Annotated in this window: 18 protein-coding genes; 8 read left to right on the top strand and 10 right to left on the bottom strand. The window is 70.2% G+C overall.

Features of this window, described 5'->3' with window-relative positions; translation table 11 throughout:
- Positions 1 to 87: 87 nt before the first annotated feature.
- From FHS29_RS05820 to FHS29_RS05860, 10 genes are all read right to left on the bottom strand, one after another.
- Entirely contained in the window at positions 88 to 930 is an 843-nt protein-coding gene (locus tag FHS29_RS05820; RefSeq protein ID WP_312864832.1) for a 5-oxoprolinase subunit C family protein, read from the bottom strand.
- A 92-nt stretch (positions 931 to 1022) separates the two neighbouring features.
- The gene (gene pxpB / locus FHS29_RS05825; protein WP_184689018.1) at positions 1023 to 1628 is read right to left on the bottom strand and encodes a 5-oxoprolinase subunit PxpB; all 606 of its coding nucleotides are present in this window, start codon (positions 1626 to 1628) and stop codon (positions 1023 to 1025) included.
- Between the two features lie 83 nt (positions 1629 to 1711).
- Positions 1712 to 2329 carry a heme-binding beta-barrel domain-containing protein gene (locus FHS29_RS05830; protein WP_184689981.1) on the bottom strand — a complete coding sequence of 206 codons (618 nt, stop codon included), beginning with the start codon at positions 2327 to 2329 and terminating at the stop codon, positions 1712 to 1714.
- A gap of 260 nt (positions 2330 to 2589) precedes the next feature.
- A complete protein-coding gene (locus FHS29_RS05835) occupies positions 2590 to 2889 on the bottom strand; it encodes a DUF1416 domain-containing protein (protein WP_184689020.1) in 300 nt (99 codons plus the stop codon).
- Positions 2889 to 3734 (bottom strand): sulfurtransferase, encoded by an 846-nt coding sequence (locus tag FHS29_RS05840; RefSeq protein WP_184689022.1) that lies wholly within the window; start codon positions 3732 to 3734, stop codon positions 2889 to 2891. Before FHS29_RS05840 ends, FHS29_RS05835 begins: the two co-directional genes overlap by 1 nt.
- Before the next feature lie 39 nt (positions 3735 to 3773).
- Positions 3774 to 4211, bottom strand: coding sequence for a DUF4395 domain-containing protein (locus FHS29_RS05845; protein ID WP_184689024.1), 438 nt, complete (start codon positions 4209 to 4211; stop codon positions 3774 to 3776).
- Between the two features lie 105 nt (positions 4212 to 4316).
- Complete coding sequence (locus tag FHS29_RS38445) at positions 4317 to 4394, bottom strand: putative leader peptide (protein WP_376774398.1); 78 nt, start codon at positions 4392 to 4394, stop codon at positions 4317 to 4319.
- 66 nt (positions 4395 to 4460) lie between these two features.
- Positions 4461 to 4886: a TlpA family protein disulfide reductase gene (locus FHS29_RS05850; RefSeq protein ID WP_184689026.1), complete on the bottom strand. Its 426-nt coding sequence runs from the start codon at positions 4884 to 4886 to the stop codon at positions 4461 to 4463.
- A 5-nt stretch (positions 4887 to 4891) separates the two neighbouring features.
- The gene (locus FHS29_RS05855) at positions 4892 to 5698 is read right to left on the bottom strand and encodes an LmeA family phospholipid-binding protein (RefSeq protein ID WP_184689028.1); all 807 of its coding nucleotides are present in this window, start codon (positions 5696 to 5698) and stop codon (positions 4892 to 4894) included.
- A complete protein-coding gene (locus FHS29_RS05860; protein ID WP_312864775.1) occupies positions 5695 to 6453 on the bottom strand; it encodes an alpha/beta hydrolase family protein in 759 nt (252 codons plus the stop codon). The genes FHS29_RS05855 and FHS29_RS05860 overlap by 4 nt, the downstream gene beginning before the upstream one ends.
- A 175-nt stretch (positions 6454 to 6628) precedes the next feature.
- On the opposite strand from FHS29_RS05860, the gene FHS29_RS05865 reads away from it, so the two are divergent.
- From FHS29_RS05865 to FHS29_RS05900, 8 genes are all read left to right on the top strand, one after another.
- Positions 6629 to 7381: a response regulator transcription factor gene (locus FHS29_RS05865; protein ID WP_221455472.1), complete on the top strand. Its 753-nt coding sequence runs from the start codon at positions 6629 to 6631 to the stop codon at positions 7379 to 7381.
- 21 nt (positions 7382 to 7402) lie between these two features.
- Positions 7403 to 8281 (top strand): mycothiol synthase, encoded by an 879-nt coding sequence (mshD, locus tag FHS29_RS05870; protein ID WP_184689031.1) that lies wholly within the window; start codon positions 7403 to 7405, stop codon positions 8279 to 8281.
- Between the two features lie 195 nt (positions 8282 to 8476).
- Positions 8477 to 9598: a phosphate ABC transporter substrate-binding protein PstS gene (gene pstS, locus FHS29_RS05875; protein ID WP_184689033.1), complete on the top strand. Its 1122-nt coding sequence runs from the start codon at positions 8477 to 8479 to the stop codon at positions 9596 to 9598.
- A 34-nt stretch (positions 9599 to 9632) separates the two neighbouring features.
- Complete coding sequence (pstC, locus tag FHS29_RS05880) at positions 9633 to 10691, top strand: phosphate ABC transporter permease subunit PstC (RefSeq protein ID WP_184689035.1); 1059 nt, start codon at positions 9633 to 9635, stop codon at positions 10689 to 10691.
- The gene (gene pstA / locus FHS29_RS05885) at positions 10688 to 11602 is read left to right on the top strand and encodes a phosphate ABC transporter permease PstA (protein WP_184689037.1); all 915 of its coding nucleotides are present in this window, start codon (positions 10688 to 10690) and stop codon (positions 11600 to 11602) included. The genes pstC and pstA overlap by 4 nt, the downstream gene beginning before the upstream one ends.
- Positions 11603 to 11612: 10 nt before the next feature.
- A complete protein-coding gene (gene pstB, locus FHS29_RS05890; protein WP_184689039.1) occupies positions 11613 to 12389 on the top strand; it encodes a phosphate ABC transporter ATP-binding protein PstB in 777 nt (258 codons plus the stop codon).
- A 273-nt stretch (positions 12390 to 12662) separates the two neighbouring features.
- Positions 12663 to 13022, top strand: coding sequence for a hypothetical protein (locus tag FHS29_RS05895; RefSeq protein WP_246439994.1), 360 nt, complete (start codon positions 12663 to 12665; stop codon positions 13020 to 13022).
- Between the two features lie 225 nt (positions 13023 to 13247).
- Positions 13248 to 13589 (top strand): DUF3558 domain-containing protein, encoded by a 342-nt coding sequence (locus FHS29_RS05900; RefSeq protein ID WP_184689042.1) that lies wholly within the window; start codon positions 13248 to 13250, stop codon positions 13587 to 13589.
- Positions 13590 to 13595 lie beyond the last annotated feature (6 nt).

Consider the following 13595-nt stretch of genomic DNA (forward strand, 5'->3'; position numbering starts at 1 on the left):
ACAGGGAAGTCGAGAACCACGGCGGCCAAGGACGAAAGTAGGTCGTCCCCACTTGAATGACAATGGGTCTAGACCATTTGCGTCCGTTCAGCCCTGTGGGCGGAACCGGAGCAGCGTTCCGGGTCGGGCCTGGGCGAGCGGTGGGAGCGCCGCCGGCGGCACCACGCCGATCACCGGGTAGCCGCCGGTGGTTGGGTGGTCGGCGAGGAACACCACCGGTTGGCCGTCCGCCGGGACCTGGACGGCGCCGGTGACCAGGCCTTCGCTGGGCAGTTCGCGGCCTCGGTGGTGCGCGGTCCGTTCGAGGGCGGTGCCCTGGAGCCGGACGCCCACCCGGTTGCTCCGCTCGGACACCGTCCACCGGCCGTCCCGGAGCCGGCCCGCGGGATCGTCGAACCACTCGTCCCGGGGGCCGAGGTGGATGGGAACGGTCAGCTCGTCCGCGACCTGGACGGGCGGGAGGACGTCCGCGCCCGCGGGGATGCCGGTGGGGGTGCCGAGGGGGATCTCGTCGCCGGCGCGGAGAGGGCTGGGGCCGATGCCGGAGAGCACGTCGGTGCTGCGGCTGCCCAACTCGGGCGGGACCGCGATGCCGCCGGACACGGCCAGGTAGCAGCGCAGGCCGTGCCGGGGGGCGCCGATGATCAGCTCGTCGCCGGGGGCGAGGTGGCAGGGCGAGTCCCGGAGCAGGCCGTTGACCCGCACGGGTGTGCTCGGGCCGGTGACCGCGACGGTGCACGAGGCGTTGGCGCGCAACGACAGGCCGCCGAGCAGGACCTCCAGGCCGGCGGCGTCCTCGGGGTTGCCCGCCAGGCGGTTGGCCAGCCGGAGCGACGGCTGGTCGAGCGCGCCGGACGGGGGGACGCCGAGATGGGCGTTGCCGGGCCGGCCAAGGTCCTGGACCAGGGCTTGCGGGCCGGTGCGCAGGATGGTGAACGACCTCCCGGCAGGAGACCGGGGGGTGTCGGGCGGAGCCGCCTCCGGTGAAGGCGTGCCGACGGGCGGCTCGCGGTGGGTGGTCGTCATCCGGCTGCCTCGAAGCGGACGCGGTCACCGGGGGCCAGCAGGGCGGGGGCCGCGCGCCTCGGGTCGAACAGCGGGGCGTCGGTGCGGCCGATCAGCCGCCAACCGCCGGGCGTCGACCTCGGGTAGGCCGCCGTGTACTCGCCGGCGACACCCACCGATCCGGCCGGGACCTTGGTGCGGGGCGAGTCCAGGCGTGGCTGGTGGAGTTCGCGGGGCAGTCCGACCAGGTAGGCGAAGCCCGGCGCGAAGCCGCAGAACGCCACCGAGTACGTCGCCTCCGCGTGCAACCGGACCACCTCGTCGGTGGTGATACCCGCTGTCCCGGCGACCAACTCCAGGTCCGGCCCGTCGTAGACGACCGGGATCGTGATCTCCTGCGAAGGCGTGTCCACGCGGTGCGTCAGGTCGACGGAGTCCAGCACGCGCCGCACCGCCGCCAACCCGCCGGGACGGGCCGTGACCAGCACGGTGCGGGCCGCCGGGACCAGCTCCACGACCTCGGGCAGGTCCGCCGCGCGCACGGCGGCGCGCACGGCCTCCACCTCGCCGATCGAGTCCACCTCGACCAGCACCGCGTCGGTACCGCAACGCCGGAGTCGCATGGCTACAGAATAGGTCCTCGAAGAGGATTGTTGAACAATCCTCAGGGAGAACTTTCTGCCCGCCGCCGTTCAGGGGTGCGGGTTCAGCCGACGACGCGCTTGAGGTGGGCCGAGGTGTGCGGCTGGAGGGGCTGACCGACCATGGCGCGCTCTTCGACGTACGCCAGGTCGCCGTTGTTGACGATGCCGTACAGCCGCTGCGCCCCGGTGACCTCCTTGGCGGTCGCCGTGCGGATCACCGCGTCGGTGCCGAGTTCCCAGGACGTCTGGTTGCGCGGCTTGCCGTAGTACAGCTCCAGGATCCCGGTGTTGTGCGTGAGCAGCACCTCGATCGTGTCGTCCGGCTGCGGACGCCAGAAACCGGACTCCCGGGCGGCCGGGCGGATCACCTCGCCGTCCGCGTCGAGCAGCCACGACCGGGCCTCGTAGTACAGGAACGGCCGGCCGTCGTGCGCGAACGTGATCTGCTGGCCGAACCGGTACGGGCCCTCGATCGTCGGGTACACGACCTCGCCCTCGCCGCGCCACACGCCGACCAGCGGCAGCAGCGCCAGGCAGGCGTCGTGCAGCGACGGGCCTTCCCGCAGGTTCGCGGTGTCCGCCGGGACCGGCAGGTCGTCGAACTGGGGCAGGTTGCGGGCTCCGGTCACCTGGGCGCGCGAGGCGGCGGCCTGCACGGCCGCGTCACCGCTGCCCGGCACGGGGGAGGCGTTCTCGGTCATCAGCGCTGGTCGGAGTACAGCCGGTACACCACGTACCCGGCGAACCACACCACGAGCAGCGACACGAGGACCAGCAGGCCTGTGAAGAAGTGTTCCACCCGCCGAGTTTATCGCAGTGCCGGCTCCGAGCCGGCTGCGACGGGCGGGCGGGGCCAGTGGTCCGCGACTCATTCCGCGACGACCGGAACCCCTGGTCGTCGCGGAATGAGTACCGACCTAGCGACGGAAGCCGGCTCGGCTCACGCCACCGCGACCGACACCGGGTGGACGCCCGGGCCGTCCGCGGACACCGACGCCTCACCGTTGCCCGAGCGGTGCAGGGCGCGGATCGTCCACGTGCCGGGTGCCGCGTAGAAGCGGAAGTCGCCCTCCGGGGAGGACACGACCTCGGCGGTGAACTCGCCGGACGAGTCGAGCAGCCGCACGAACGCGCCGCCCACCGGGCCGTCGGCGGTGCTCACCTTGCCGGTCAGCACCACCTCGCCCGCGCCGACCTCGATGTCCACGCCCTGCACGGGCGCGCCGCAACCGTCACTCATCAGGCCTCCTTGCCGCTGCCGAGTTCGACCGGCACGCCGACCAGCGAGCCGTACTCGGTCCAGGAACCGTCGTAGTTCTTCACGTCCTCGTGCCCGAGCAGCTCGTGCAGCGCGAACCAGGTGTGCGACGAGCGCTCGCCGATGCGGCAGTACGCGATCGTCTTGCGGGAGCCGTCGAAGCCCGCCTCGCCGTAGATCTCGGCCAGCTCCTCGTCCGACTTGAACGTGCCGTCCTCGTTGGCCGCCTTGCTCCACGGCACGTTGATCGCGGACGGGATGTGGCCGGCGCGCTGCGCCTGCTCCTGCGGCAGGTGCGCGGGCGCCAGCAGCTTCCCGGAGAACTCGTCGGGCGAGCGCACGTCGACCAGGTTCTTGTTGCCGATCGCGTCCACGACCTCGTCGCGGAAGGCGCGGATCGCCAGGTTCTGCTCCTGCGCCTTGTACTCGGTCGCCGGCCGGGAGACGGCTTCCTTGTCCAGCGGGCGCCCGTCGAGCTCCCACTTCTTGCGGCCGCCGTCGAGCAGCTTCACCGCGTCGTGGCCGTACAGCTTGAAGTACCAGTAGGCGTACGCGGCGAACCAGTTGTTGTTGCCGCCGTACAGGACCACGGTGTCGTCGTTGGAGATGCCCTTGGCGGACAGGAGCTTCTCGAAGCCCGCGCGGTCCACGAAGTCGCGGCGGACCGGGTCCTGGAGCTCGTTCTTCCAGTCGACCTTCACCGCGCCGGGGATGTGGCCCCCGTCGTAGGCGGTGGTGTCCTCGTCGACCTCCACGAACACCACACCGGGCGTGTTGAGGTTCTCCTCGGACCAGGCGGCCGAGACCAGGACGTCTTCACGGCTCATCGAGCTGCTCCTGTTTCTGGGGGTTTGTTGCTGCGGCTCTTATCGGGGGCGGGCGAGGGCAGGTGCGTGGCGGCGCAGGAGCAGGAACAACTCGCAGCCCAGGCACAGGCCGAGCGCGGCGTTGAGCAGCGCGGCGACCAGTGCGCCGGACGTGGCGACCACTCCGAGCGCGGTGAGACCGGTGGCGTACCCGATGGTCCCCATCAGGGCGAAGACGAACCCGACGCCTTGCGCGAACCGCAGCGGGGCGGCCTCCTCGCGCTCGGACGTGGGGCTGATCCTCGGCTGGACGGCGAACCGGTAGACGTGCCCCCACGGGTTGAGCTTCAGCGAGATGAAGGCGCACATGCCGAACAGCACGGTCTGCGCGGCGAGCAGCCGCCACGACCCGGTCAGCAGCACGACCGCGAGGATGGCGGTGGTTATCCAGGCGCTGAAGCGCGGACCCCGCGGGTCCACGGGTGCATCTCCCGACACGGCGACCTCCTGACGGTGACATGACTGGGCAGTCCGTCTACAGGCGGTGTTAGAGGCAGCCGCGTACACCCGTCAAGGGGTCCGGCCGCCGGGTGAACCGCCCGGTCAGCTCGCCGCGCGACACAGGCTGCTGCGGACGCGGCAGAGGTCTACCGCGAGTCGCTTGGTCAGCAGCGTGTCCATGGCGACGAGGGTAGCCGCTCGTCCTTCCTGTCGGGAGGGGTGTCCACAAGGTGGGAGTTCCCAGGTTCACCCGATCGGGCCGGGTAGGTGTGGGCGCAGAGCGGCCAGGAGCGCGTCCCGCTCCGGCACCCCTCCGACGCGCAGCAGCTCGGTCCCGGAGGCGTCCAGGGCGAGCGTCGTCGGGGTGCGCAGCACACCCAGTCCGGCGGCCACCTCGGGCCGGTCCGTCACGTCCAGTTCGACGTGCCGGAGCCCGTCGGTCCGACCGGCCAGGTCCTCCAGCAGCGCGCGGGTGTGCCGGCAGGGCGCGCAGAACGTGGTCGAGATCTGCACCAGCGTCACCGGGGTGGCCGGGTCGAGCAGCGCGCGCACCGGTTCCGGCAGGTCGGTGCCCACCCGCCCGGTGCGGATACGACCGTTCTGCACGCGCAGCACCACCCCGATCACCGCGACGACCGCGACCGCGCCCAACAGCGCCCACACTCCGGTCATCCGCCTCAGCCCTCGTCGAGCGGGATGTCGTTGATGGTGCCCTCCACGGTCAGGGCCCCGCTCTCCACCCTGACAGCCGTCGGCGTCACGGTGAAGGGCAGCACGCCCGGGTCGATGGTGACGCTCAACGCCGACCTCACCACGCCCAGCACCTCGTTCAGGCCCGCCAGGGACGTGTCGTCCACCTCCACGTCGTTCACCGCGACCGCCACCTGGCCGCCGACCAGCGTGACCGAGCCGTACGCGGCGATCCGGATGCTGCGCCCGGCCACCTTCGTGGTGCCGCTGAGCTTCACCGCCGCCTTGGTCGGGTCCGGCTTCGCGGCCGCGGGGGTCGGCGTGGCCTCCGGCCGGGTGTCCGGCTCGATCGCCATGTCGGTGAACGGCGTGACCAGGTTGACCAGCCGGTTCAGGTCGTTCGCCTTGATCTTGACGCTGCCGATGACCTGGTCGATCCGGGCGTTGCGGGTGTTGCCCGACAGCAGGTCGGACAGCCCGATGCGGGTGTGCTTGAGGTTCGCCCGGATCTCCAGGTCGCGCAGCGAGTCGCGCACCGGCACACCGGTCGCGGTGATCTCGATGTCCCGGTAGTCGCCGGCCAGCGCCTGGTAGGTGAACGGGAACCCGTTGATCCGCACCGTCGGGTCGTCGGGCAGCTGGAACTTGGCCCGCATCTTCTGCGCGACCTGGTACTCGCCCGCCGCGGCGAGCCCGAAGTCGGCCGCGACCAGCAGGCCGACCAGCACCAGTCCGGCGATGATCAGCTTGCGGCCCCTGGTCGGGCGGCGTTTCACGGGCGTGCTGGCGGTCATCGGAGTCCTTCGTCGTCAGGGCTTGCGGTCGGGTTCGAGGACCTGAGGTCGAGCCAGGTCGCGATCCGGTCTACCAGAGCCGGGGTCATCGCGGACTCCGCATGGCGGATCCGCGGCTCCAGCCACAGCTCGGCGTCCCCACCCGCCGCCCGGTGCAGCGCGCGGGCGTGCGCCGGGCCGAAGTAGTGGTCGTCCTCGCCGTGCACGATGAGCAGCGGGGTGGGCGTGATGCGGTGCACCACTTCCAGCGGGCTCTCCGGCACGGTCCGCCACGGCGGGGCCAGCCGGACGCCCAGCGCCCTGGCCGCGAGCCGGCCGTGCGGCTGCTCCAGCAGCCAGTGCACTCGGCGCATGGCCGCGGTGTCGCGCACCCACCAGCGCGACGGGCTGCTCACCGCGGCGACCGCGTCCGGGCGCTGCGCGTGCAGGGCGGCGTGGCGCAGCGCGATGGAGGCGCCCATGGAGAACCCGACGGTCACCACCCGCCGGTACCCGAGCGCACGGGCCAGCGACACACCGGCCGCCAGGTCGTGGGTCTCGTCGTTGCCGAGCGACGAACGGCCGTGCGACCGGCCGTGACCGCGGAAGTCCAGCGCGACGACCCCGCCGTGCCGGGCGAAGCGCTCCAGGACCCTCGTCACGAACGGCTTGCGGACGTGGTTGGTGAAGCCGTGCCCCACGACGAACGCGAGGTCCAGCACGGACCGTTCAGGGGGCAGGTGCACTCCGTGGAGGTGGATGCCGTCGTGTGACACGGATGTAACGGGCGTGACGCTCGTGGAAACAACTGTGACCCTGTCCTGTTGACCTGGGTCTTTCGTGATGTGCACCGGTATCGTCTCCGTCATCCGCAGGCAACGGGGCCCGGTCACCGTACTTCGCGCTGTCCGGTCCGGTGACCGGACACCGGCCGAACAGGAGGGCGCCGCGATGGGCATCGACGTGCTGCTGCTGACCACCGACCCCGATCCAGAGGCGGTGCTGCCCGCGCTGTCGCTCCTCCCGCACCAGGTCCGCCCGCTGCGGCCGGAGGTCTCCGCGCTGCTGGAGGCCGGTCCGCACGACGTCGTCCTGGTGGACGCCCGCACCGACCTGGCCGCCGCGCGGGGCCTGTGCCGGCTGCTGGACTCCAGCGGGGTGGGCGTGCCCGTGGTGGCGGTGGTCACCGAGGGCGGCCTGGTCGCGGTGAACAGCGACTGGAGCGTGGACGAGATCCTGCTGCCCACCTCCGGGCCGGCCGAGGTGGACGCCCGGCTGCGCCTGGTGCGCTCCCGGCACGGCGCCACCCGGCCCGGCGGCGACGGCGCGTTGCAGCTCGGCGAGCTGGTCATCGACGAGGCCACCTACACCGCCCGCCTGCGCGGACGCCCGCTCGACCTCACCTACAAGGAGTTCGAGCTCCTCAAGTACCTGGCCCAGCACGCCGGCCGCGTGTTCACCCGCGCCCAGCTGCTCCAGGAGGTCTGGGGCTACGACTTCTTCGGCGGCACCCGCACCGTGGACGTCCACGTGCGGCGCCTGCGCGCCAAGCTCGGCCCCGAGCACGAGTCGCTCATCGGCACCGTGCGCAACGTGGGCTACAAGTTCGTCCGCCCGCCCCGGCCGGGTGTCACCCGGAGGGCCGACCCCCTGGTGGACGCCGACTCCGCCCCGGTGGACGACGTGGAGCTGTTCCGGGTTTGACCTCCCGGTAGTTTCGGCGACGTGGAATCGACGTGGTTCGAAGAGCTGTCCTCCGAGCAGGCCGAGAAGATCATCGACCTGATCGGGGACGCCGAGCGCGCTGACGGCGTGGCCCCCGTGGGCGAGCAGGTGGTCCTCCGCCTCCGGCCCGATGCGCGGGGCAGCAACCACCTGCTCGTCACAGCGGACGACGCCCTGGTCGGCTACCTGCACCTGGACCTGTTCGGCGACGCCGACGACAACAAGGTCGCGGAGCTGGTCGTCCACCCCGACCACCGTCGCCGGGGCGTGGGCGCGAAGCTGGTCGAAGCCGCCGCCGAACGCGCCGAACCGTTGCGGATCTGGTCGCACGGCGGGCATCCCGGCGCACAGGCGCTGGCCGCCAAGCTCGGCTACCGCAAGGTGCGCGAACTGCTGCGCCTGCGCCGCCCGCTGGACGACACGCTGCCCGAGCCGGTGCTGCCCGAGGGCGTCCGGCTGCGCTCGTTCGTGCCGGGCCAGGACGAGGCGGCGGTGGTGTACGTCAACCACAAGGCGTTCGCCTGGCACCCCGAGCAGGGCGCGATGAGCATCGAGGACGTCCGGCAGAAGGAGCAGGAGCGCTGGTTCGACGCGAGCGGCTTCCTGCTCGCCGTGGACGCGCGGGAGCGGCTGCTGGGCTTCCACTGGACCAAGTCGCACACCCCCGACCTGGGTGAGGTGTACGTGGTGGGTGTCGATCCGGACGCCCAGGGCGGCGGCCTGGGCAAGGCGTTGACCCTCGCGGGCCTCGCGCACCTGAAGGAATCGGGGACGCGCGACGTGATGCTCTACGTCGAATCCGACAACGCTGCGGCATTGGCCGTGTACACCCGGTTGGGGTTCACCCGGTGGGATTCGGACGCTCAATACGCCAAGTAGTGACAAACCTGTCACGTCATGCAAACGTGCAGGTCACGCGATCACTCGTATGGCGGTGTCACTAGTCACCTCCCGTATGGAGTTCACCTTCCGTTCATCTGCTCCTGGGTGCTTGTCCACCATCGCTGCCTACCGTCCGTGTCGAGCGGCGAGCTTCGCCGCGTCAATTCCGCTTCCGTTAGGTGGAGGACCCAGGTGAAGACCAAGCAGCACGGCGCCGTCGTCGGCCTGATCGCGGCCGGTGCGCTTCTGCTCACCGCATGTGGCAGCGACAACAACACCGGTCCGGGTGGCTCGACGTCGGGCGCCACGGCGTCCGGTGTGGCCGTCGAGTGCGGTGGCAAGACCAAGCTGAACGCAGAGGGTTCCTCCGCGCAGAAGAACGCGATCGACACGTTCATCCAGGCGTACAAGGCGAAGTGCTCCGGCGCGGACCTGGCGTACAACCCGTCCGGCTCGGGCGCGGGCGTGAAGAACTTCAACGCCGGCCAGGTCGACTTCGGCGGCTCGGACTCCGCGCTGTCCAAGGACAAGGGCGAGGTCGAGGCGGCCGCCAAGCGCTGCGCGACCAACCCGGCGTGGCACCTCCCGCTGGTCTTCGGCCCGGTCGCCATCGGCTACAAGCTCGACGGCGTCAAGGACCTGGTGCTCGACGGCGACGTGACCGCCAAGATCTTCAACGGCACCGTCAAGAAGTGGAACGACCCGGCCATCAAGGCGCTCAACTCCGGCGCCACCCTGCCGGACAAGGACATCAAGGTCGTCTACCGGTCCGACGAGTCGGGCACCACGGACAACTTCCAGAAGTACCTGAAGATCGCCTCCAAGGGCTCCTGGACCCAGGGTGACGGCAAGCAGTTCAAGGGCGGTGTCGGCGAGGGCAAGGAGAAGTCCGCCGGCGTCGCGCAGGCCACCGGCTCGGTGGACGGCGCCATCACCTACGTCGAGCTGTCGTTCGCGCAGGACAACCAGCTGTCGCTGGCCAAGATCGACGCCGGCCAGGGCCCGGTCGAGCTGACCAACGAGACCGTCGGCAAGGCGATCGACGGCGCGAAGATCAAGGGCGAGGGCAACGACCTGGTCCTCGACCTCGACTCGATCTACGGCACCACCGCCGCGGGCTCCTACCCGCTGCTGCTGGCCACCTACGAGATCGTCTGCTCCAAGGGCTACGACGCCGACACCGCGAAGGCCGTCAAGGCGTTCCTCACGGTCGCGGCGACCGACGGCCAGGCCGGTCTGGCGGACGCGGGCTACGCTCCGCTGCCCAAGGCCTTCCAGGACAAGCTGCTGACCGCCATCAAGGCGATCGCCTGACCCGGCCGGCACCCTCCCCGCCGACGCCGTAGCGATGAACGACCGCTCTGTGGCCCAGCGCCCCGCGGGCACCGGTGACCCCGGTGCCCGCCGGGGCGTTCCGGCTGCTCGACCCGACTCGGAGGCTCCGATTCCGCCGACCACGGAAGCCGAACAGAACGCACCCCACGTCCGGCCGGGTGACCGGATCTTCCGCGGCCTCGCCACCGGTTCGGGCATCTTCATCGTGGTCCTCATCGGGGCCATCGGCCTGTTCCTGCTGCTCCAGGCCATCCCGTCGCTCGCGCTGGACCAGGTCAGCTTCCTGACCAGCCGCGAGTGGTCCACCGGTGACGTCAACAACATGCGGTACGGCATCCTCGACCTGCTCCTGGTCACCGTGGTGTCGTCCGCCTTCGCCCTGGTCATCGCGATGCCGATCGCGCTGGGCATCGCGCTGTTCCTCACCCAGTACGCGCCGCGCCGGCTCGCCCGGCCGTTCGCCTACGTCATCGACCTGCTGTCCGCCGTGCCGTCGATCATCTACGGCCTGTGGGGCCTGCTGGTGCTCGCGCCCGTGCTGACCCCGATCGGCGAGTGGCTGACCGGCGCGCTCGGCTTCATCCCGCTGTTCGCCGAGGGCAACGTCAGCATCGAGCTCGGCGGCACCATCTTCACCGCCGGCATCGTGCTCGCGGTGATGATCCTGCCGATCATCACCGCCGTCAGCCGCGAGGTGTTCGACCGCACGCCGGCCACCCACGTCGAGGGCGCGATCGCGCTCGGCGCGACCAAGTGGGAGGTCGTGCGGACCACCGTCCTGCCGTTCGGCAAGGCCGGCTACGTCAGCGCCTCGATGCTCGGCCTGGGCCGCGCGCTCGGCGAGACCATCGCGCTGATGATCATCCTGAGCGCCACCAACGCGGCGTTCGGCTGGAGCCTGTTCGACGGCGGCGCGACCTTCGCGTCCAAGATCGCGCTGGCCGCGCCGGAGTTCAACGACCCGCGCTCGGCCGGTGCGTACATCGCCGCCGGCCTGGTGCTGTTCGTGCTGACCTTCGTGGTCAACGCCATCGCCCGGGCCATCGTCGCCGGTCACAAGGAGTACGAATGACGACCGAGACGGCGGACCTGAACCGCCTGGCGACGCCGCCGACGTTCCAGAGCGTCAGCGGCGCGCGCAAGTTCAAGAACGGCCTCGCGACCGCCCTGGTGTACCTGGCGTTCGCGGTCGCCATCGTGCCGCTGGTGTGGGTGCTGTGGACCGTGGTCCAGCGCGGCCTGCCGGTGGTGCTGGACGCCGACTGGTGGCAGAAGTCGCTGTCCGGTCTGCTGTCCCGGCAGCAGGGCGGCGGTGTCTACCACGCCATCTACGGCACCCTGGTGCAAGGCCTGGTGTGCGGCCTGATCTCGGTGCCGATCGGCCTGTTCGTGGCGATCTACCTGGTGGAGTACGGCGGCCGGTCCCGGCTGTCCAAGGCCACCACGTTCATGGTCGACATCCTCACCGGCGTGCCGTCCATCGTGGCCGCGCTGTTCGTCTACACGCTGTGGATCACCACGTTCGGCCTCGGCCGCAGCGGGTTCGCGGTGTCGCTGGCGCTGGTGCTGCTGATGGTGCCGGTGATCGTGCGGACCACCGAGGAGATGCTCAAGATCGTGCCGGACGAGCTCCGCGAGGCGTCCTACGCGCTGGGCATCCCGAAGTGGAAGACCATCGTCAAGATCGTCATCCCGACCGCGCTGTCCGGCATCCTGACCGGCGTCATGCTCGCCCTGGCCCGCGTCATGGGCGAGACCGCGCCGGTGCTGGTGCTCGCCGCGTACGCGCCGTTCATCAACTACAACCTGTTCGACGGCCCGATGGCGTCGCTGCCGCTGCTGATGGCCACCGAGCGGAACAACCCGACCCAGGCGGGTTTCGACCGGATCTGGGGTGCCGCGATCACCCTGGTCCTGATCATCACGCTGTTCAACCTGCTGGCGACCGTGATCTCGCGGTGGCTGGCCCCGAAGACCAAGTGAGCGGGCGGTTATGGCCAAGCGCATCGACGTGAAGGACCTCAACCTGTTCTACGGCAAGTTCCACGCCGTGGACGGGGTTTCGCTCGCCGTGCCGCCGAAGAACGTGACCGCGTTCATCGGCCCGTCCGGTTGCGGCAAGTCCACCGTGCTGCGGTCGCTGAACCGGATGCACGAGGTGGCGCCCGGCGCGCGGGTGGAGGGCAACGTGCTGCTGGACGGCGAGGACATCTACGCGTCCTCGATCGACCCGGTGCAGGTGCGGCGCACCATCGGCATGGTGTTCCAGCGCCCCAACCCGTTCCCCACCATGTCGATCCGGGACAACGTGGTGGCGGGCCTGAAGCTGGCCGGCGAGCGGAACCGCAAGAAGCTCGACGAGGTGGCCGAGCGGTCGCTGCGCGGGGCCAACCTGTGGAACGAGGTGAAGGACCGGCTCGACCGCCCCGGCGGCGGCCTGTCCGGTGGTCAGCAGCAGCGCCTGTGCATCGCCCGCGCCATCGCCGTGCAGCCCGACGTGCTGCTGATGGACGAGCCGTGCTCGGCCCTGGACCCGATCTCCACGCTGGCGATCGAGGACCTGATCACCGAGTTGAAGAAGGAGTACACGATCGTCATCGTCACCCACAACATGCAGCAGGCGGCGCGGGTCAGCGACCAGACCGCGTTCTTCAACCTGCTCGGCGTCGGTCAGCCCGGTCGGCTGATCGAGGTGGACGACACGGAGAAGATCTTCTCCAACCCCAGCCAGAAGGCGACCGAGGACTACATCTCCGGCCGCTTCGGCTGAGCCGTTCCCGGCTTCGAGGGGCCTTCCCGCCGCAGCGGGAGGGCCCCTCTGCTGTTCCACGAACGGGTGCTGTGGTCCCCGTCACCGGAGGTGAGGACCCATATGTGTTGGACGTCACTGTGACGGGTGAAGCCGGGAACCCGGCCGATACGGGCATCGTCATAGCCAGGACAGGTTCTGACGTGCGCGGTACCGTGCTCGATAGGAATCGCGTGATCGCAGGGGGTAGTGGTGCCGGCACAGGGAGCGTGGAGCGCGCAGTCCATGCAGGCCATGACGGCTAACATGCAGGGGCTCAAGCAGGCAGCGGAGTCCGGCTCGTTCGCCATCAGCAAAGCAGGCGCCGAGGCCTACCTCAAGGCCATCGACGACGCCCAGAAGGAGCTGCGGCAGCTCGACCGGCACACGTTCGTCCTGTCCAACGACACGAAGCTCGGCACGAGTCCGGACGCCCAGGCCATGACGAGGTACAACGCGGAGAGTGTCAACGGCGGTGGTGGTACGACGGGCATCATCCCGGCGATCAACCAGCTCAAGGCCGCGCTCGAAGAAGCCCGTCAGGCGTTGCAGAAGGCGATCGAGAACTACCGCGAGGTAGACGACGCCAAGGCGAACACGTTCAAGCGCCACTGAGTGAAGGGCTGGTTGATGAGGATTTCGGCGATTCGGGCCGCGTTGCCGCTCGCTGCGCTGGGTCTTGTCCTCGTGGGTTGCTCCGGAGGTGACACCGGCGGTACGCCGTCGCCCGGAACGACGACTACGGCCGGCACCACCACCTCGGAAGCACCGCCGACCTCCACCTCGGGGGCGTCCGGCGGTTCGATCGAGTCCCTCGATGCCTGTGAGACGCTCGAAGGAGTGGCGGCGACGTTCAACCTGACCGAGATCGAGAAGACCGGCGCGCAGCAATGCGACGCCGAGTTCTCGCCCACCGTGGGCGTCACCCTGAAGGTCTGGCCCACCAAGGGCATCGCGGAGGCCACCGGAGCCGGGAACCAGCAGATCTCGGACACCAAGGTCGGGGCGCGGGACGCGAAGCTGATCAAGAAGGGTGCTTCGGACACCCTGTGCGCCGTCGCGGTCGAGGTCCGCAGTTCCTCCCGGGTGGACTTCATCGCCTCCGCGAACGCATCACTGGACGAAGCGTGCGACGCCGCGACGAAGCTGGCCGAAGCCGTCGAACCGAAGCTGCCCAAGTAAGTCAGG

Origin of the sequence: Saccharothrix tamanrassetensis (assembly GCF_014203665.1) — a bacterium.
GTDB lineage: Bacteria > Actinomycetota > Actinomycetes > Mycobacteriales > Pseudonocardiaceae > Actinosynnema > Actinosynnema tamanrassetense.